This is a genomic window from Mesorhizobium sp. ArgA1 (assembly GCF_053714375.1).
Window position 1 is genome coordinate 153,861 of the sequence record NZ_JBSKBQ010000007.1, and the last position, 18,043, is coordinate 171,903.

The 18,043-nt window shown below is 63.9% G+C and carries 16 protein-coding genes; 8 read left to right on the plus strand and 8 right to left on the minus strand.

What is annotated here, in order from left to right; genetic code table 11:
* The first annotated feature begins 10 nt into the window (after nucleotides 1–10).
* Nucleotides 11–1,168, plus strand: coding sequence for a hypothetical protein (locus ACWGTI_RS17770; RefSeq protein WP_454588318.1), 1,158 nt, complete (start codon nucleotides 11–13; stop codon nucleotides 1,166–1,168).
* A gap of 18 nt (nucleotides 1,169–1,186) precedes the next feature.
* Here the strand turns inward: ACWGTI_RS17770 and ACWGTI_RS17775 are convergent, their stop codons facing one another.
* The 6 genes from ACWGTI_RS17775 to ACWGTI_RS17800 are packed head-to-tail and all read right to left on the minus strand — an operon-like array spanning nucleotide 1,187 to nucleotide 7,367.
* The gene (locus ACWGTI_RS17775; RefSeq protein WP_454588319.1) at nucleotides 1,187–2,188 is read right to left on the minus strand and encodes a Rieske 2Fe-2S domain-containing protein; all 1,002 of its coding nucleotides are present in this window, start codon (nucleotides 2,186–2,188) and stop codon (nucleotides 1,187–1,189) included.
* Nucleotides 2,185–3,318: a GNAT family N-acetyltransferase gene (locus ACWGTI_RS17780; protein WP_454588320.1), complete on the minus strand. Its 1,134-nt coding sequence runs from the start codon at nucleotides 3,316–3,318 to the stop codon at nucleotides 2,185–2,187. Before ACWGTI_RS17780 ends, ACWGTI_RS17775 begins: the two co-directional genes overlap by 4 nt.
* The gene (locus tag ACWGTI_RS17785) at nucleotides 3,315–4,565 is read right to left on the minus strand and encodes a F390 synthetase-related protein (RefSeq protein ID WP_454588321.1); all 1,251 of its coding nucleotides are present in this window, start codon (nucleotides 4,563–4,565) and stop codon (nucleotides 3,315–3,317) included. The genes ACWGTI_RS17780 and ACWGTI_RS17785 overlap by 4 nt, the downstream gene beginning before the upstream one ends.
* A complete protein-coding gene (locus tag ACWGTI_RS17790; RefSeq protein WP_454588322.1) occupies nucleotides 4,562–5,386 on the minus strand; it encodes an MBL fold metallo-hydrolase in 825 nt (274 codons plus the stop codon). The genes ACWGTI_RS17785 and ACWGTI_RS17790 overlap by 4 nt, the downstream gene beginning before the upstream one ends.
* Nucleotides 5,383–6,375, minus strand: a complete 993-nt coding sequence (locus ACWGTI_RS17795) for an NAD-dependent epimerase/dehydratase family protein (RefSeq protein ID WP_454588323.1) — start codon at nucleotides 6,373–6,375, stop codon at nucleotides 5,383–5,385. Before ACWGTI_RS17795 ends, ACWGTI_RS17790 begins: the two co-directional genes overlap by 4 nt.
* A 2-nt stretch (nucleotides 6,376–6,377) precedes the next feature.
* A complete protein-coding gene (locus ACWGTI_RS17800; protein WP_454588324.1) occupies nucleotides 6,378–7,367 on the minus strand; it encodes a 3-oxoacyl-ACP synthase III family protein in 990 nt (329 codons plus the stop codon).
* 158 nt (nucleotides 7,368–7,525) lie between these two features.
* Between ACWGTI_RS17800 and ACWGTI_RS17805 the strand changes: the two genes are divergently transcribed.
* Nucleotides 7,526–8,122, plus strand: a complete 597-nt coding sequence (locus ACWGTI_RS17805; protein ID WP_454588325.1) for a T6SS immunity protein Tdi1 domain-containing protein — start codon at nucleotides 7,526–7,528, stop codon at nucleotides 8,120–8,122.
* 5 nt (nucleotides 8,123–8,127) lie between these two features.
* On the opposite strand, the gene ACWGTI_RS17810 is transcribed toward ACWGTI_RS17805, so the two are convergent.
* Together ACWGTI_RS17810 and ACWGTI_RS17815 are read right to left on the minus strand one after the other, a co-directional pair.
* The gene (locus ACWGTI_RS17810; RefSeq protein ID WP_454588326.1) at nucleotides 8,128–8,577 is read right to left on the minus strand and encodes a DNA polymerase III subunit chi; all 450 of its coding nucleotides are present in this window, start codon (nucleotides 8,575–8,577) and stop codon (nucleotides 8,128–8,130) included.
* 13 nt (nucleotides 8,578–8,590) lie between these two features.
* Complete coding sequence (locus ACWGTI_RS17815; protein WP_454588410.1) at nucleotides 8,591–10,081, minus strand: leucyl aminopeptidase; 1,491 nt, start codon at nucleotides 10,079–10,081, stop codon at nucleotides 8,591–8,593.
* A 356-nt stretch (nucleotides 10,082–10,437) separates the two neighbouring features.
* Between ACWGTI_RS17815 and lptF the strand changes: the two genes are divergently transcribed.
* The 6 genes from lptF to rsmA all read left to right on the plus strand — a co-directional run bounded on the left by lptF (nucleotide 10,438) and on the right by rsmA (nucleotide 18,025).
* Nucleotides 10,438–11,637 carry an LPS export ABC transporter permease LptF gene (lptF, locus tag ACWGTI_RS17820; RefSeq protein WP_454588327.1) on the plus strand — a complete coding sequence of 400 codons (1,200 nt, stop codon included), beginning with the start codon at nucleotides 10,438–10,440 and terminating at the stop codon, nucleotides 11,635–11,637.
* A 2-nt stretch (nucleotides 11,638–11,639) separates the two neighbouring features.
* Nucleotides 11,640–12,722, plus strand: a complete 1,083-nt coding sequence (gene lptG, locus ACWGTI_RS17825) for an LPS export ABC transporter permease LptG (RefSeq protein WP_454588328.1) — start codon at nucleotides 11,640–11,642, stop codon at nucleotides 12,720–12,722.
* Nucleotides 12,722–15,145, plus strand: a complete 2,424-nt coding sequence (locus tag ACWGTI_RS17830) for an LPS-assembly protein LptD (protein ID WP_454588329.1) — start codon at nucleotides 12,722–12,724, stop codon at nucleotides 15,143–15,145. The genes lptG and ACWGTI_RS17830 overlap by 1 nt, the downstream gene beginning before the upstream one ends.
* Nucleotides 15,146–15,220: 75 nt before the next feature.
* Entirely contained in the window at nucleotides 15,221–16,147 is a 927-nt protein-coding gene (locus tag ACWGTI_RS17835; RefSeq protein WP_454588330.1) for a peptidylprolyl isomerase, read from the plus strand.
* Between the two features lie 13 nt (nucleotides 16,148–16,160).
* Nucleotides 16,161–17,189 carry a 4-hydroxythreonine-4-phosphate dehydrogenase PdxA gene (pdxA, locus tag ACWGTI_RS17840; protein ID WP_454588331.1) on the plus strand — a complete coding sequence of 343 codons (1,029 nt, stop codon included), beginning with the start codon at nucleotides 16,161–16,163 and terminating at the stop codon, nucleotides 17,187–17,189.
* Nucleotides 17,186–18,025 (plus strand): 16S rRNA (adenine(1518)-N(6)/adenine(1519)-N(6))-dimethyltransferase RsmA, encoded by an 840-nt coding sequence (rsmA, locus tag ACWGTI_RS17845; protein WP_454588332.1) that lies wholly within the window; start codon nucleotides 17,186–17,188, stop codon nucleotides 18,023–18,025. Before pdxA ends, rsmA begins: the two co-directional genes overlap by 4 nt.
* Nucleotides 18,026–18,043 lie beyond the last annotated feature (18 nt).

Consider the following 18,043-nt stretch of genomic DNA (forward strand, 5'->3'; position numbering starts at 1 on the left):
CAGATCTTCGATGGCAGGTAGCACAGTGCTGGTCACGGGCGCCCGCGCGCCGGCGGCGCTGCATCTGGCGCGGCTGCTGCACGGTGCCGGACGGCGGGTGATCCTCGCCGACAGCCCTGCCCGGCCGATCGCCGCGGCGAGCACGGCATGCGCCGCCTACCATCGCCTGCCGGCGCCACGCTTTGCTGGCGACGACTATTGCAAGGCCATGGAAGCGCTTGTCCGCGCCGAAGGCATCGAACTCGTTATCCCGACTTGCGAGGAAGTGTTTTATCTCGGCCAGCTCTGGCGCGACCGCGCCATGCCGGCCCGCCTGTTCGCGCCCGATATGGCGATGCTTTCCCGTGTTCACGACAAGCATGCCTTCATCCGGCTGGCGCAAAGCCTCGGCCTTGACGCGCCGGAGACAACGCTGCTGCAGAGCGACGCCGATCTGGCGGGTGTGGGCGAGCGTTCGCGCGAGTTGGTGTTCAAACCGGTATGGTCGCGCTTCGCCAGACACGTGCTGCTGCGACCATCGCCAGGCGAACTCGACGCCGTCCGCCCCTCACCTGCCGCCCCGTGGGTGGCGCAGCGCTTCATCGCCGGCGACGAGATCAGTGCCTATGCGGTGGCGCTGGACGGCAAGCTCAAGGCGCTGGCGCCCTATCGTTCGCTCTACCGCGCCGGCGAGGGTGCCGGCATCTGTTTCGAGCCGGTCGAGGATGCGGCTGCCCGTCGCTTTGTCGAAACCTTCGTCGCCGGCACCAGTTGGACCGGCCAGATCTCCTTCGACCTGATGCGCGAGAAGGACGGAACGGTACTGCCGCTGGAGTGCAATCCCCGCGCCGTGAGCGGCTTGCATTTCTTTCGCGATCCGCAGCGATTTGCGGATGCCGTGCTGGACGACGGCGCCGAGGTGAAACCCGATGTGACGGCGCCGCAAACGGTGCGGCTGGCGATGTGGATCTATGGATTGCCGGCGGCGCTGCGATCGGGTGGTCTTGGCCGCTTCCGCCAAACCATGCGCGAGGCCGACGAATTGCTCGACTGGCCGGGCGACCTCGCGCCCCACAAAGCGCAATGGCGCGCACTAGCCGAGATCGCCGGCACAGCACTGCGCCAGCGCATCAGCATGCAGGCCGCGTCGACGCGCGACATCGAGTGGAATGGGCCGGATCAGACGTAGAAGAGATCTCGCAGTTTCTTACAGTTCGATCTGATACACCCTTGGCTCCGCTGCGGCCGGCGGCATCTTGCCTGCCATGATTGCCGATATGTCGCGGCGCAGGAAATCCAGCGGGCCGATCGCCGGCAGCACTTGCGGCGGGATGCGGGCATTGTCGCTTGCCGATTTCAGCACGCGCCGGTCCTGCTGCAGCGCGAAGGCAAAGAGCGGCCGGAAGGCCAGCGCCTTGAGCTCGCCGAACAGGCCCTGGCGCGGGCCGATGAGCCAGCCGACGCCTTCGACGGTCCGTTCGTCGGCCTGACGCAAATGGAAGGTCGTCGCCAGCGCCAGACCGCCCTTGCCCCAATATTCCAGTTCGACGATGCCGGGATGACGGTAGCGGCCGATGGTTCTGGCGCGTTCGCCTTCCAGAAGCCGACTAACCAGCCCTTGCTGGCGATCCTCGCCGGTGTAGCAGCTTTCGACCCAGCCCTCGCCGCCGGTCACCTCGACGCGCACGAGATGGCGCTTTGCGGTGAGACCGCGCAGCACACCTTTGTGGGTGAAGTGGGTGTGGGTGGCGTCGAGAATGTTCTCGGCCGCGTCGAGCACGCTCGATTGCGCCGAACTGCGCACACGCTTCACGACGACATCCTGGCCTTGCATGCAGTGGAGATAGGGCTCGGCCTCGGGTGTGCCCGACGACACGAAGACGACGCCGTCGCGCTCGATGGCGCTGTAGCGGCGGACACGGTAGTGCGGGATATCTCCGACATGGCCGGGAATGGCGGTGCAGCGTCCCCCGCCATTGTAGCGCCAGCCATGATAGGGGCATTCGATCTCACCGCCGACGACCTTGCCGGTCGACAGTTCGACCAGCCGGTGGGCGCAGCGGTCGAACAGCGCTGCTATTCCCTGCGCCGAGCGGAACAGAACCAGCGGCGCGCCGTCGAACAGGATGCGCTTCGGCTTGGCTTTGATATCGGCGGACCGCATCACCGCCTGCCAATAGTCTTTGTCCTGTTGCCGGGTTTCGCTCAAAGTTCGAATCTCCTGAGCAGGGGAATGCCTATCCGCGCCAGAACGGTTTCCATGATCCGCACCGCCACGCGTTGGTGGCGCGGCAGATGGCCGACATAGACGGCGTTGTATTCGACTGTCGCCACCGCGCCGCGCAAGCGTTTGAAGGCGGCGGCACCGGCGCTCATATTGAAGAACAGGCCGTGCGCCATGGCATGGTCCTGCGCCAGCGCCATCATCATGCGGTAGAGACCTTCGCTCACAGGCAGGCCGGTGTCATAGCCGACGATGGGCTGCGTCAATGTCCTGCCGTTCTTCGACAGCGCGGTGACTGCGACCAGTTCCCCGCCGGGACGGCGCAGACCCGCCAGCTTGAGGACGCCGCGACGGTGCATCTCGCCGATATAGCGGGCGGTATAGTGTGGGTTCAGCGGCGTGTATTTGTCGAGATAGAGCATCCGGTAGAGCGCCTCGCAGCGGGCATAGTCGGCCTCGGTGAAATCGGCATTGCCGACCGTCTCGAAAGGCGTCGTGCGCAGCCGCTTGCGGTCGCGCTTCATATCATTGGACATGGCGGAACCGCGGCCGGCAAAAATGTAGACCTGCCGCGCTGCCAGCAGGCGAAACCCTTCCTGCTTCAGCGCCGCGATGGTCCAGGGATCGGCGGTCTCGTTCAGCGAGCGGATGACAATGGAGCGATCGGGAAAACGCGTCGTGAGATCGTCGCGGATCGCCGAGATCGCCTTGCGGTCGAGCTGCGGCACGGGATTGGTCGAATAGAGCCAGTTGTTGACCTGCACCTGATGGTCGAGGCCGCTGGCCCGTACCAGCGGTGCGCACAGGCCGATCAGCACCCGGATTGCCTTTTGCAACAAGGGCGATGAGACGAAATTGCGGGTCTCGTCGATGGCGTAGTCGATATAGGCGCTGGACGGGCAGCAGATATAGCAGTTGGGCGCTCCCTCAGCGTCGTTCAGCGTCAGCGGGAAGGAACGGCCGGCGATCTCGAAAGCCTCGACCTTCACAGTCAAATTGCGGACGAGGTCGCGCACCGGCACTTCGTTGAAAAGCCGCACGAAGGCTTCGACCTCGCGCGGGTTGTTCTCAACCTGGTCCAGTTGACCGAGTGGCAATGCGGCAGGCCCGTTCACAGCGGCACCCGGCATTCGACGCGGCGCAGCTTGCGGGCTGTCTCCAGCGGCAGGTCTCTGCGCGCAAGACTGACCGTTGCTGTCGCCTGGCGGGCCGCCAGCAGCGTGCGCACCGCCTGATGCGCGGCAGCAGCGGCTTCGTCGGCAAGCTTGGGCTCGAGACTGAGTTCGATCGCGTCAGGCGCGGTCTGGACCAGGCGGAAATCGTCGATGCGCCGGTCGGCCTTCAACACAGCATTGCGCAATATGTCGGGCGTCACAAGAATCTTCCCGTGCGGCGAGGCGAGCCGGAAGGCATCGTCCATGCGGCCGACGATCTCATCCACGCTGCGCAGCGGCGAACCGCAGCGGCATGGTGTTTGCGAAAGCCGCAACAGATCATTCATCCGGTAGCGCGCCATGATCTGGGTTTGGCGGCGAAAGGCGGTGACGAGTGGCATGACCAGGCCGTCGCCGGCCGGTTGGAACTCGAAGTACACCGAATCCTCGGCCAGATGCAGCCCGCCCTTTCGGCACGTGACGGCGAACAGCCCTTCCGTCGCCATGTAGATCTGATCGAGCGGGCGGCCGAAGAATTTTTCGATAACTGGCCGGTCAATGGGATCGAGCGTTTCGGCAGCTGAAAACACACGCTGCGGTTTCAGCCGAAAATTCTCGGCCGCAAAATATCGCAGCATTTTCGGCGGCGCGATGATCACCCTCGGCGCAAAATCCTCGAGCGCCGCGCGCCAATTCTCCGGGCCGCGCGTCAGGTCGAAGAAGGCGAGCTTGACCAAGCGCGATTTGCGGGCACTATCGTAAAGCCCGGTGTTTTGCGGCAGGACGACGGCGACGCGCATGCCGCGCAACAGAAGATCGGCGGCCGCCTTGGCCAGGATCGTGCCCAGCCAGCGGTATTTTTCCGCTTCCGAAATGACGAACAGGCCGCGATTGCCCGACGTGCCGGTGCTGGCGCCGACAGTCTGATCGCCGATGCGGCCATCGCCACCTTGAGCTTTCCAGGCTTCGGCGGCCGAGATGCCGTGGATGTTGAAGCGCTCGAAATTGGCCATCAGCGTCGCCTTGTCCGTCACCGGCAGGTCGCCGAGATGGAGCGGCGCCTTGCCGTAGAACAGCGCACGCGGCAGGTCGCGATCGAGAAAGCGGCGCAAGGCTTGAGCCTGCCAGCGCTCGAAACTCTCTCGGCCCTTGCGCGAGACCCATTGCGTCAGCGCGAATGAGCCGATCGCCTCGGCCGGCCCGTTCATGCGCCTTCTCCATCCAGGTCATAGGCCGTCTTCGCCGCGTCATGGCAAAGCACGACCTCGCCGCCGGTCGCCAGAAACCGGCGCACCATCGCGCTGGTTGGCTCGAGCGCGGCGGCATCTTTGGCCAGCAGGGTAGCCGGAAGACCGGGCGTCCGGTTTTCGACCAGAGCCCTGATCAACCATTGCGCATCGACGGCGTAGAGCAGCGGCCGCTCCAGATCGGGGAACAGCAGGCCGAACTGGCCATCGGCATGGCCGGGCAGATCGACGGCGACGACGCTACCGTCTCCGAACAGGTCGGCGCCACCGGGCACGCCGTCGCGCGGCTCGATTCGCCGCTTCGACGACAGCCGGTCGAGCCGGGTCTCGAAATCAGTGGGAAACAGTTCCTTGAACACGCCATGGCGCAGATTCTGCCGAGCTGTCTTGGCCCTGACCCTCGCCCAGGCGGCGTCATTGGCGATGAAGCGGGCGTGGGGGAACAGCGACAGGCCCGACATGTGGTCGGCATGGAAGTGGGTGACGATGACCGTGCGCACATCTTCCAGCGACAGGCCGAAGCGCGCCAGCAGCGGCTGCGGTTGTTCGGTTTGGTTGAGTTCCGGTTTCAGGACTGCACTGTAGATACGAAGCGCCATGCTGCGCGCATTGCCTTGGGTGACATGCGGCGTATAGCCGGTGTCGATCAACACGGGGCCGGCCTGCGGATGCAGGATCAACCCATAGCGGACCCTGAGCCGCACGCTCGTCCAGCTCCCGCCTCGCAGGACCAGGCGCTCGGCCGCATTGACCCAGGCACTGTTGGCGAAGACGATCTTCACGCAGCCCCCTCCGTCGCCTTGCCGAATGTGCGGTCGAGCCCTTCCTCGAACGACACTTTCGGCACCCAGCCGAGGATGCAGCCGGCCTTGGCAATGTCCAGGCTCTGCGCATAGGCGAACAAGCCGAGACCGTAGCGCGTCACCGGCGGTTCAGGCGGGCCGGGCAGAAGCTCAGCCACCGTCTCCGCCAGCCCGGCTGCCAGCATTGCGGGCAAAAGCGGCATTTTGCGCCAGCGCGCCCGCACGCCCGCGCGGGCGCAGGCCGCCTCGCTAATGCGGCGCACCGGCACCACCTCGCCGCCGGAGATGTTGAAAATCTGACCCTCGGCGGCACTACCGGCAGACAGTGCGGCAAGCACCGCGTCGACGACGTCCTCGATGTAAGTGAGATCGATGCGCGCCCGACCATCGCGAAACAGCGGCAGCGGGCGCTGCCGCGCCACCTGCAGCAGGCGCGGCAGCAATGTGCGGTCGCCGACGCCATAGATGCCGCGCGGACGCAGCACCACCGGGCCGATTTCGGGCACCGCTAGCACGATCTCCTCGCCCTGCCGCTTGGTGCGGGCATAGTGGTTGACCGGAGGGGGCAAAGCAGCATCTTCGCTGACGCCGAGCTGGTCGCGATAGGCGAAACAAACCGTCGGGCTGGAGATATGGACGAAGCGGCTTACGCCTTTCCGGCGGGCGAAATCGGCGAGGTTGCGCGTTGCCGTGACATTGGCCGTCTCGAAGTCCGCTAGCCTGCCGAAGGGCGCTGAAAGGGCAGCGCAATGGACGATCGCATCGACGGTTCCGAGAGCGCGTTCGGCAGCAGCGTCGAATGGTTGGGACAGATCGAGCCGAACGACCCGATGGCCGACGGCTTCGAGCGCAGCGCAACGTCCGGTGTCGCGGCCGGTGCCGAGCGCCGGTGTGCCCAATGCCGCCAGCCGCGCCATGACCTGTGCCCCGAGGAAGCCGCTGGCGCCGGTGACGAGCACGCGCCCCACGGTCAGGCTTCCAGCGCCATGCCGCCGAGCGATACGCCGGCCGAGGTGCCGAGGAACAGCACTTTGGCGCCTGGCGCAATGCGTCGCTCACAGCGCGCGACATCGAGCGCGAACGGAATGGACGCCGCGATCTGGTTGCCAAAATTGGCCGCGATATTGACGAGTTTCTCCGGTGCAAAACCGGTCTGGCGCGCCATATGGGCGAGCGCAAACGGACTTGCCTGATGTGGCACGACGACATCGACATCGTCGCGCCGCCAGCCGGCTCGATCGAGCAACTCGGCTACGAATCCGCTGAAATGGCGCGAGGTGACGCGGAACAGTTCCCTGCCGTCCATGTGAAACAGGCTGTGGCGGGCGAATTCCTCCGGCTGGCGATGAAAGTCGAAACGCGTGCCGCCGGAGCCGATGCCGCAGGCCTCATAGGCGGAAGGGTAAGTGCGCATCAAATTGGCGGCCACCCTGCCCTCGCCGGGTGCGGCCAGTTGCAGGACGGCGGCCGCCGCACCGTCGCCGAACAGCGCCGCGATGTCCGGTTGGTCCTGCCACGGCAGGGCACGCGAGGCGATCTCCGAGGAAAACACCAGCGCGGTCCGGCATTGCCCTGCCTCGATCAGGCGCGATGCGGTCTCGAAGGCGGTGAGGAAGCCGAGGCAGGTGCTGTTGACGTCGAAGGCGGCGGCCGATCCATCCGCCACGCCCAGGCGCTGCATGACCAGCGGTGCGGTCGCCGGCAGCGGCTGGTAAGGCACACCGCAGCCGCCGATGACCAGATCGACGCTGCCGGCTTCAAGCCCGGCATCTGCAAGTGCCAGCCGCGCCGCAGTGCTGGCGAGGTCGACTTGCGATTCCGCTTCGCAGACATAGCGTTCGACGACGCCGGTGGCGGCTTCGATATGGCCATCGCCAAGCCCCAGCCGTGCGTCGAGAGAACGCGACGTCACGCATTGGGCCGGCACGGCCCGACCGGTTCCGATGATCTTGACCCGCATTCTCAGCCCGCCAAATGAGCCTGCATCTGCCTAATCCATAAGACGGATCCAGCGTTATGGCCATCATCGGAACAAGACGAATGCGCGGGAAATATGGAAATACATATTGAATTTTGACCGGAGTCTCGTGCAAGTATAGGCTCGGCACGGAGGCAGCTATGGCCAGTTCTTTTTCCCGCTTTGTTTCATCAATTTTCGGCGGATCCAAAACTGAGGCGAAGACGAGCGGCGAAACAATTGAAGCCAACACAAAAGGCTTGGTCAGGGCCGAATGGCCGGGTGAACTTCAATTCCTGTTTATCGAACCATCCGCCGAGGATGTTGCGGAGGCTCTGGATGGCTGGAAATGGATCGGGCTGGATGGGTTGGAACCTGCCGTGGTTTCGACCTTCGGTGACATATTTTTCCGTGCCCGCGATGGGTCAATTCACCATCTCGACATGCTTGACGGACAATTGGGCAGAGTCGCCAGAAACTGGGCGGAATTTCAGGCCATCCTACAGAACGAAACGCGCCGCGATGAACTGCTGTTGGCGGGTCTTGTCATTGCCGCCCAAAAGAACGGACTAATTCCCGCAGCTGGCCAATGCTATGATTTTAAAAAGCCGCCAGTGCTCGGTGGCGAAATGAACGTCCGCGAGATGGAAACCACGTTTTTCGTGGTGAAGGTTCATATCGCAGGCCAGATTCACCGGCAGGTGAAGGATCTTCCGCAAGGCACTAAAATAAACAAGGTTACAATCAGCGACAGCTGACCTCCCTACGCCTTGCGCTCCCAGCGCCGGTCGGGCGTCTGCTGCCAGTAGGTCACGGCGTGGCCGGCCTCTTTCAACGTTTTCCAATGCGCGCGGGCGCCTTCGACCTGCGCCGCGTCATGGCCGTCGAACAGGAACACGGCGCGTTCGTAGCCGGCGAGATCCGCGGGTGCTGCGCCATCGACGAGGAAGCGTATCTGCGCCTGGTTGGGATTGGCCTCGCTCGTGGTCAGGAGGATCGGCTGCTCGGCCGGATAGGCTTCGCGGTCGGTCGCATGCGCCAGGAACGAATCGTCCCTGAATGTCCACAAATGCTGGTCGAGCGCGTCGCGCCGCTCTTCGGTGCCGGTTTGCACCACGGCGCGCCAGCCGCGATCGACGCTGCGCTCGAGCAGGCCGGGCAGCGCATCCTCAAGCGTCGATTCGGTCAGGTGATAAAACAGGACATCGGCCATGGCTGGAAAGGCTTTATCCCTCGTAATTGTCGCGCACCAGGCGATCGAGCAGCCTGACGCCGAAACCCGAGCCCCACGACTGGTTGATCTCGCTCGGCGGCGAGCCCATCGCGGTGCCGGCGATGTCGAGATGCGCCCACGGCGTTTCCTTGACGAAGCGCTGCAGGAACTGCGCGGCGATGATGGCGCCGCCATAACGGCCGCCGATGTTTTTCATGTCAGCGTTCTTGGAATCGATCAGCTTGTCGTATTCGGCGCCGAGCGGCATGCGCCACAGCCGCTCCTGTGTCGCCTGGCCGGCCGCCGTCAACCTGTCCGACAGTTCGTCATTGTTGGAAAACAGGCCGGCATAGTGCTGGCCGAGCGCGACCATGATGGCGCCGGTCAGCGTCGCCAGATTGACCATGAATTTCGGCTGGAAGCGGTCGTTGCAATACCACAGCGCATCGGCCAGCACGAGGCGGCCTTCAGCATCGGTGTTGAGCACTTCGATGGTCTGGCCCGACATCGAGGTGACGATGTCGCCCGGGCGCTGGGCGTGGCCGTCGACGGCATTTTCCGCCAGCCCTATGATGCCGACAACATTGGCTTTGGCCTTGCGCGCGGCCAGCGCCTGGATGAGCCCGATGACGGCCGCGGCACCGCCCATGTCGCCCTTCATGTCCTCCATGCCGGAGGCCGGCTTCATGGAATTGCCGCCAGTGTCGAAGGTGACGCCCTTGCCGACGAAGGCGACGGGTGCGTCCTTGGCCTTGCCGCCCTTCCATTGCATGACGGCCATGCGGGCGCCGCGCGGCGAGCCCTGCGCGACACCGAGCAGCGAGCCCATGCCGAGCTTCTTCATTTCCTTCTCGGTGAGGATCTCTACCTCGACGCCGAGCGCTTCCAGTTCCTTGGCGCGGGCGGCGAATTCGACCGGGCCGAGCGCATTGGCGGGTTCGTTGACCAGGTCGCGCGCGAGAAGCACGCCGTCGATGACAGCCACTTCGTCGGTGAACGCCTTTTTCGCGGCGGCCGGATCCGCAGTGTGGATGGTCACCTTGATCGGCTTCTTCGGCTCGGCGTCTTCCTTGTCCTTCCTGGTTTTGTATTTGTCGAAGGAGTAGCTGCGCAGGATGATGCCGGCGGCAAGGTTCGCCGCTTGCCTGCCGCCGATTTTTGCGCCCGGTACATCGAGAATGACGGCCACTTCGGTCGCCTTGCGCAGGGATGCGGCAATGGTGCCGCCAAGCTTCAGCCAGGCAAAGTCATCGAGGCTGGAGAGTTTGCCGGTGCCGACCGCCAACAGCCGGTCGAGCGATGTCCCCTGCGGCGCCAGCACTTCGACCACGCTGGCGAATTTTCCGGAAAAATCCGCCACCGGAAACGCCCGCGCCAGCGTTGCGTCCGGATCGCAAGCCTTTGCCGGCTCGCCAAGACCGCCATCGTCGGCCGCCAGCACGAAGACGCTGCCCTTTTTGGGCGCGGCAAATTTGGCGAAGGCGATCAACGGTCTCAAAGTCATCAGGTCCTGCTTTCGGAAACGGCTCGGATTTTCAGGGAAGATGCGCGACATTTGGTCGTTTTCCTTCATTTGGCAAGACTTTGCCGGAATCGGGGCCCATATGCGCTGTGGAATCGATGACGATTCGTCGCGGCACGGCCCCGCTTTCCTGCCGCAACCTGTTGTTAACCATCGATGTTCTCGCTTTCTTATCCATTGCCGCCGACACTCCGGCCCGCGGGACGGGCGATGTGGGACGGAAATCGGATCGATCCGCCTGAAGGAAATGGCCAAACACACCCAGTTGTACAGGCGCAGCCGGACGACTACCTTGTCTGCGGGCATGATGCCGTTCGGCAAATCGAGAAAAGCCTTACATGAAGGTCGTTGAACGCTACATCATGCGTCGCGCGCTGGCGGTGTTTCTCGCTGCGCTGATCTGGACGCTGGCCATTGTCTGGACGACGCAGGTGCTCGCCCGCATCGACCTCGTCACCGACAACGGTCAATCGGCGCTGACTTTCTTCGAGGTCGCGGCCCTGATCATCCCCTCCATCATCCCGATCGTGGTGCCGTTCGCCCTGGTGGTGGCGGTTGCCCAGACGCTCAGCGTCATGAACTCCGATTCGGAACTGGCCGTCATCAACGCCGCCGGCGCCTCGCGCTGGACGATCGTGCGGCCGGTCCTGCTGATCGCGCTGGCGGCCAGCGTCTTTTCGTTCGCTGTCGACAATGGCGTCGAACCCTATGCCAGGCAGAAGAACCGCCAGCTGATCGCATCCTCGCGCGCCGATCTTTTGTCGCTGATCATCCAGGAAGGCACCTTCCGCAAGATCGACGACGGGCTGTTCCTGCAGGTCGGCGAGCGGCTGCCGGACAACCGGCTTGGCGGCATCTTCGTCGCCGATTCGCGCGAGGAAGGCGCCAATCTGATCTATTATGCCAAGAGCGGCAGCATCGTCGAAAAGGGTGACGAGAAGGTGCTGATGATGAATGACGGCGTCATTCATCGCAAGTCGCTGACCGGCGACCTGTCGGTCATCCGCTTCACCTCCTACGCCTTCGATCTGTCCGCCTTCATGTCGGCAGCGAACGACATCCTGCTCCTGCCCAAGGACCGAACGACGCAGTACCTGCTCAACCCGGACCCCAACGACAAAATCTTCCAGCGCCGGCCCGGCGCCTACAAGGCCGAGCTCGACCAGCGCTTTTCCGAATGGTCATACTCGCTGGTGTTCGCGCTGATCGCTCTGGCCGTGGCAGGCGATGCGCGCTCGCACCGCGAGGCGCGTATCCATCCGCTGATCACAGCCATTGCCATTGCGCTGTTCGTACGCTGGCTGGGCTTTTTTGCCGCCGGGAAAGCCGACAAGGTCCCGCAATATGCATACATGGTCTATGGCGTGCCGATCGTGGCCTCGGCGGTCGCCATCTGGTTCATCGTCACCTCGCGCAGCATGGAACTGCCCGGCACCTGGGCCGACTGGCTGACGACTCTCGCCGGCCGAGTCAGCGATGGCTGGACCGCGCTCAAGCTGCGCCTGAGCCGGCGCTACACATCCGGCCAGGGAGCCTGACGATGGGCTGGACCTTGGGCCGCTACTTCTTCTTTCGCTACGTGTCGATCACGATCTGGTTCTTTATCGGCCTTCTGGCGCTGGTGTTCCTGATCGACTTCACCGAACTGTCCGGCCGCATCACAGGCCTGCCGGGCTTCACCTACGGTACGGCGGTCGCCATCTCGGCGCTGAGGATGCCGATGATCATGCTGCAGACGGTTCCGTTTGTCGGCCTGTTTTCGGCGATGGCGACGCTGGTCTCGCTCAACCGCAAATACGAGCTGGTGATTGCGCGTTCGGCCGGCGTGTCGGCCTGGCAGTTCCTGTTGCCCTGCTGCATCGGTGCGTTGTTATTCGGCGCCCTGTCGGTCGGCGTGCTCAATCCGATCGCGGCGCACGGCTTTTCCTGGTCGGAGCAGATGGAAAACCAGTTGCGGTCCGGCAATTCGAACGCGGTGGCGGCCGATGCCACGCCGTGGATCCGCCAGAAAACCAGTTCCGGTGACACCATCATCGGCGCCCGCGCCATCCTCAACCAGGGCCTGGAGATGGCCGACGCTGTGTTCTTCGTTCTCGATCCGCAAGGCAATATCGTCGAGCGCAAGGACGCTGTGCGGGCTTTCCTGCGTGACGGCTACTGGGAATTGCAGGACGTCAAGGTGTTCAAGGACGGCAACATCCGCTCGGAAGCGACCGACCAGTTGCCGACCAACCTCAAGCCGGAGTTCGTGCAGGAACGGCTGGCGCGCCCCGAAACCATTCCGTTTTACGAGCTTCCCGGCAAGATTGAGGTTGCCCGCTCCTTCGGCCTCAAGGCAAATGCCTTCGCCATGCAGTTCGATTCGCTCGTGGCGTTACCGTTTCTGCTTGTGGCCATGACGCTGATTGCGGCAACAGTTTCAATGCGATTTGCGAGGATGGGGCAGTCGGCAACGATGATTCTGGGTGGCGTCCTCGCCGGCTTTCTGCTTTATGTCGTTTCGGTATTGGTCAAGGCATTCGGCGTGGCGGGATTCGTGCCCACAGCCGTGGCTGCATGGGTTCCGGTTGTCGTGGCTATGTTCTTTGGGGTGACATTCCTGCTATACAAGGAAGACGGCTAGTGAGGGAAGCGGCTTTGCGCAGCCATAGGCAGGCCGGTTTGGCGCGCCTTTATTCGGCGAGCGCCTTGGCATGTCTGCTCGCTTGCGGTGTGCCCATGGCTCCAGCGCTGGCGCAGGACGTCACCGACGTGGCAACGAAGGTTCCCTCCGGCACCCAGATGCTGCTGGCGGCCGACACGCTCGTCTATAACAACGACAACCAGACGGTCACCGCCATCGGCGGCGTCCAGATCGACTACGGCGGCAACAAGCTCGTCGCCCAGCGCGTCGTGTATGATCGCAACACCAAGCGGCTCGTCGCCAGCGGCAATGTCGAGATCGTCAACAGCGACGGCACCAAGATCAACTCGCAGCACATCGACATTACCGACGATTTCGCCGACGGCTTCGTCAATGCGCTGCGCGTCGAAACACCCGAAAAGGCCTATTTCGCCGCCGAAAGCGCCGAGCGCATGGGCGGCGTGCTGACAACGTTCCACAATGGCGTCTATACGGCCTGCGAGCCTTGCGAGGACAAGCCGGACAAGGCGCCGACCTGGCGAGTCAAAGCCAGGAAGATCATCTGGAACGGCGAAAAGAAGACGGTTCGCTTCGAGAACGCGAATTTCGAATTCTTCGGCTTCCCGCTGGCCTATCTGCCGGCATTCGAGATCGCCGATCCGACGGTCAAGCGCAAAAGCGGCTTCCTGATCCCCAGCATTGCCTACAACACCGATCTGGGCGTGGGCGTCAAAGTCCCTTACTATTTCGCTTTGTCGCCGACCTACGACCTCACCGTCACCGGCAGCGGCTATACCAAGCAGGGTTTCCTCGGCGAGGCCGAGTGGCGCCAGCGCTTCAACAATGGCCAGTACACGCTGAAGATCGCCGGCATCCGTCAGGAGAATCCGGACGAATTCATCGACGATTTCGGGCACAACGTTAACTCGGGTGAACCGGGCGACCCCAACAAGTTCCGCGGCATGATGGGCACCAAGGGCCAGTTCGCCATCAATCCGCGCTGGGACTTCGGCTGGGACATCCTGCTGCAGAGCGACAAGAATTTCTCGCGCACCTATACGATCGACGGCTACAACGATTACGTCCATCAATCCTCGGTCTACCTGACCGGCCTCAACGACCGCAATTATTTCGATGTGCGCGCCATGCGCTTCCAGGTTCAGGAAAACACGCTGGACAGCAACATTGCGGCGCGCAGCGACAAGCAGCCCTGGGTGCTGCCGTCGCTCGATTATGCCTACATTCCCGACATGTCAGTGGCCGGCGGCCAACTGTCGTTCAACGTCAATGCGCGGGTCATCCGCCGCGACAAGCTGGATGAGGCGTTCTTCGTCCCTCCCGATGCTCCGGGCGTCCAGCGTGTGCGCGGCATCGAGGGTGAATCCGGCCGCCTCACCGCCGAGACCGCGTGGAAGCGCAGCTTCACCACTGACGGCGGACTGGTGCTGACGCCGCTTCTGGCTCTCCAGGGCGACGTCGACTATCTCAACGCATCCTCGGCTTCGCTCACCGCCATCAACCAGATGGCTACCGATCCCAGGATCAACGCTGACGACGACATGCGCTCCTCGTTCGCCCGCTTCATGGCGACCGCCGGGCTCGAAATGCGCTGGCCGGTGCTGTTTTCGATGATCGGCTCCAGCCACATCGTCGAGCCGATGGCGCAAGTCTTCGTGCGCCCGAACGAGCAATATGTCGGCGGGCTCGCCGTTCCCAACGAGGATGCGCAGAGCTTCGTCTTCGACGCCACGACCCTGTTTGAGCGCGACAAGTTCTCCGGCTACGACCGCGTCGAAGGCGGCACCCGCGCCAATGTCGGGTTCCGCTACTCCGGCGCCTACGACAATGGCTGGGGCACAAACGCCATCTTCGGCCAATCCTACCAGCTGGGCGGCCGCAACTCGTTCGATTCCCCGGATCTGGTCAATGCGGGTGCCGATTCGGGGTTGGAAACTGAGACCTCCGATTATGTCGGCCTCATCGGCTTCAGCAGCCCGAGCGGCTTCTCGGGTTCGTTCAGCGGCCGCTTCGACGAGCAGAGCTTCGAAGTTCGCCGTGCCGAGGTGAAGGCTGCCTATTCCGGCCTGCCGATTTCGCTGAGCGCCAAATACGCCTTCATCCAGGCGCAGCCGCTTTACGGTTTCACCACCGATCGCCATGAAGTGACGCTCGGCGCCTCGACGCACCTAGCCGAGAACTGGCGCGTGTTCGGCACCGGCACCTACGACCTGCAGCAAAGCGTGCTGGTCAAGGACGGCGTCGGCTTTGCCTACAATGATTCCTGCTTCACCTACCTGATGACGTTCTCGGAATCGCGCGACCTCATCACCAAGGAAGTGTCGCAGAATGTCGGCTTCAACCTGTCGTTCCGCACGCTCGGCGATTTCGGTTCGTCGCAAAGCTCGATCGACTCCATCCAGTAGAGCCGGCTGACGACATCGTTTTGCCGCATAAAGCGGGCACGGCATTCGCTCATCCAAAACCGGGCTAGAATTGGGATGCTTTCGATGAGGAAATACCTGTTTTCGGCAGGATTCGCGCTCCTGATAGCGGCGACCTCGGCCTCGGTCACCCTGATGGCGCCGCCGGCCTTCGCCAGTGAAATCAAGTATGTCGTCAACAACATGCCGATCACCACCGGCGACATTGCGCACCGGGCTGCCTTCCTGAAGCTGCAGCGCAAGAAGGGCGACGCGGGCCAGGAAATGATCGACCAGGCCCTGCGCACGGCCGAGGCCAAGCGCCTCGGCATCCGTATCACCGACGCCCAGGTCGAGGCCGCCTATCAGCGCTTTGCCTCGAACAACAAGATGCAGCTCAAGCAACTGGACGGCGTCATGGCGCAGTCCGGCGTAACCAAGGAGCATTTCAAGGAATTCATCCGCGCCCAGATGGCGTGGAACCAGGCGCTGAGCGCACGCTATAGCGGCGGCGGACAGGCGAGCGAACAGGACCTGGTCAAGCACATGCTCGAAAAAGGCGGCGCCAAGCCGAGCGCCACCGAGTACATGCTGCAGCAGGTGATCTTCGTGGTGCCGAAGGCTGAGCGCAGCGCCACACTCGCCAAGCGCAAGCGTGAGGCCGAGGCCATGCGCGCCCGCTTCAACGGCTGCGCCACCACGCGTGAATTCGCCAAGGGCCTCATCGACGTCACCGTTCGCGATCTCCCCCGGGTGCTGGCGCCGCAACTGCCGCCGGACTGGGCCGAGCAGATCAAGGCCACCAAGCTGGGCGGTGCCACGGCCGTGCGCGAGACCGATCGCGGCATCGAATTCATCGGAATCTGCTCGTCACGCGAGGTTTCCGACGACAAGGCTGCCCAGATGGTGTTCCAGAGCGAAAGCACCGGCGACAAGAACGCCGACGAACTCTCGGCCAAATATGTCGAGGAGCTGAAGGCGAAAGCCAAGATCGTCACGCGCTGAAGCCGGCCTGGCCGTGCGTGAGACAGAGCTTCCGCTGGCGTTGAGCGTCGGCGATCCGTCCGGCATTGGACCGGAAATCGCCATTGCCGCCTGGCAGAGGGCACGCCATTCCGGGGCAGCGCCCTTCTACCTTCTCGCCGATCCGGCGCTGATTGCCGCGCGGGCGCGGCGGCTCGGCGCCGAGGTGGCAATCGCGGAGACGCTGCCGGCACAAGCCGCCGATGTCTTTCAACATGCATTGCCCGTGGTACCGCTGGCGGCCCGCTTCACCGACGATCCCGGCCGGCCCGACCCGACCAACGCCGCCGGCATTATCGAGGCCATCGACCGCGCCGTCGCCGACTGCCTCGCCGGCGATGCGGCCGCGGTCGTCACCTGCCCGATCGCCAAGAAGCCGCTTTACGATGCCGGCTTCGGCTTTCCCGGCCACACCGAATATCTGGCGCATCTGGCCTCCCTCCACACCGGTGGCGTAGAGACGCCGGTGATGCTGCTGGCCGGCCCCGAATTGCGCACCGTTCCGGTCACCATCCACATCGCGCTGGCCGAGGTGCCGAAGGCGCTGACAACGGAGCTGATCGTTGCGACTTCGCGCATCACCGCTGCCGATCTTGCAAGCCGCTTCGGCATCGCCAGGCCGAGGCTCGCGCTTGCCGGACTCAATCCGCATGCCGGCGAAAGCGGCGCCATGGGTACGGAGGATGAGCGCATCATCCGTCCGGCGGTCGACATCTTGCGCGCGCAAGGCATCGACGCTCTCGGACCGCTGCCGGCCGATACGATGTTTCATGCGCGCGCCCGCGCCGGCTACGACGTGGCGATCTGCATGTATCACGACCAGGCGTTGATCCCGGCCAAGGCGTTGGCCTTCGACGAGGCGGTCAACGTCACGCTTGGCCTGCCGTTCATCCGCACGTCGCCCGATCACGGCACTGCCTTCGACATCGCCGGCAAGGGCATTGCACGTCCCGACAGCCTGATCGCGGCGCTGACGCTCGCCCGCCGGCTGGCCGATACCGGCACAAGGGTCGCAGCCGCATGAGCATCGATGGGCTACCGCCGCTGCGCGAGGTGATCGAGCGTCATGGGCTGCAGGCGAAGAAGGCGCTTGGCCAGAATTTCCTGCTCGACCTCAATCTGACCGGCAAGATCGCGCGCGCCGCCGGCGACCTCTCCGGCAGCACCGTGATCGAGGTCGGCCCCGGCCCCGGCGGATTGACCCGGGCGCTGCTGCTTGCCGGTGCAAAGCGCGTCGTTGCCATCGAACGCGACGAACGCTGCCTGGCGGCGCTTGCCGAGGTCTCCAACCGCTATCCGGGCCGGCTCGAAGTGATCGGCGGCGACGCGCTGAAGACGGATTTTGCCGCTCTTGCCAATGCCGCGGCGAAAGGCGGCGGCCCGGTGAGGATAGCCGCCAACCTGCCCTACAATATCGGCACCGAGCTTCTGATCCGCTGGCTGACCGTAGCGGACTGGCCGCCCTTCTATCAATCGATGACGCTGATGTTCCAGCGCGAAGTGGCCGAGCGCATCGTCGCCGGCGCCGGCAGCGATGCCTATGGCCGGCTCGGCGTTCTGGCCGGCTGGCGGACCGAAGCCAGGATCGTCTTCGACGTGCCGCCGCAAGCTTTCACGCCGCCGCCCAAGGTGACGTCCTCGGTGGTGAATCTGATGCCGCGCGCCCTCCCGCTGGCGACGGACGTGAAAAAACTCGGCCGCGTCACCGAAGCCGCTTTCGGCCAGCGTCGAAAGATGCTGCGGCAGAGCGTGAAGAGCCTCGGCGGCGAAGCCTTGCTGATGCGTGCCGACATAGATCCGACAAGGCGCGCAGAGACGCTCAGCGTCGAGGAATTCGTGCGGCTGACGAACGCGGTGTAGCTTTCCTTCTCCCCGTGA

Coding starts and splice junctions, on each gene's coding strand:
- ACWGTI_RS17785 (WP_454588321.1), bottom strand. CDS start 4,565: ATGAACGGGCCGGCCGAGGCGATCGGCTCATTCGCGCTGACGCAATGG.
- ACWGTI_RS17805 (WP_454588325.1), top strand. CDS start 7,526: ATGGCCAGTTCTTTTTCCCGCTTTGTTTCATCAATTTTCGGCGGATCC.
- lptF (WP_454588327.1), top strand. CDS start 10,438: ATGAAGGTCGTTGAACGCTACATCATGCGTCGCGCGCTGGCGGTGTTT.
- ACWGTI_RS17800 (WP_454588324.1), bottom strand. CDS start 7,367: ATGCGGGTCAAGATCATCGGAACCGGTCGGGCCGTGCCGGCCCAATGC.
- ACWGTI_RS17810 (WP_454588326.1), bottom strand. CDS start 8,577: ATGGCCGATGTCCTGTTTTATCACCTGACCGAATCGACGCTTGAGGAT.
- ACWGTI_RS17815 (WP_454588410.1), bottom strand. CDS start 10,081: ATGACTTTGAGACCGTTGATCGCCTTCGCCAAATTTGCCGCGCCCAAA.
- rsmA (WP_454588332.1), top strand. CDS start 17,186: ATGAGCATCGATGGGCTACCGCCGCTGCGCGAGGTGATCGAGCGTCAT.
- ACWGTI_RS17835 (WP_454588330.1), top strand. CDS start 15,221: ATGCTTTCGATGAGGAAATACCTGTTTTCGGCAGGATTCGCGCTCCTG.
- lptG (WP_454588328.1), top strand. CDS start 11,640: ATGGGCTGGACCTTGGGCCGCTACTTCTTCTTTCGCTACGTGTCGATC.
- ACWGTI_RS17770 (WP_454588318.1), top strand. CDS start 11: ATGGCAGGTAGCACAGTGCTGGTCACGGGCGCCCGCGCGCCGGCGGCG.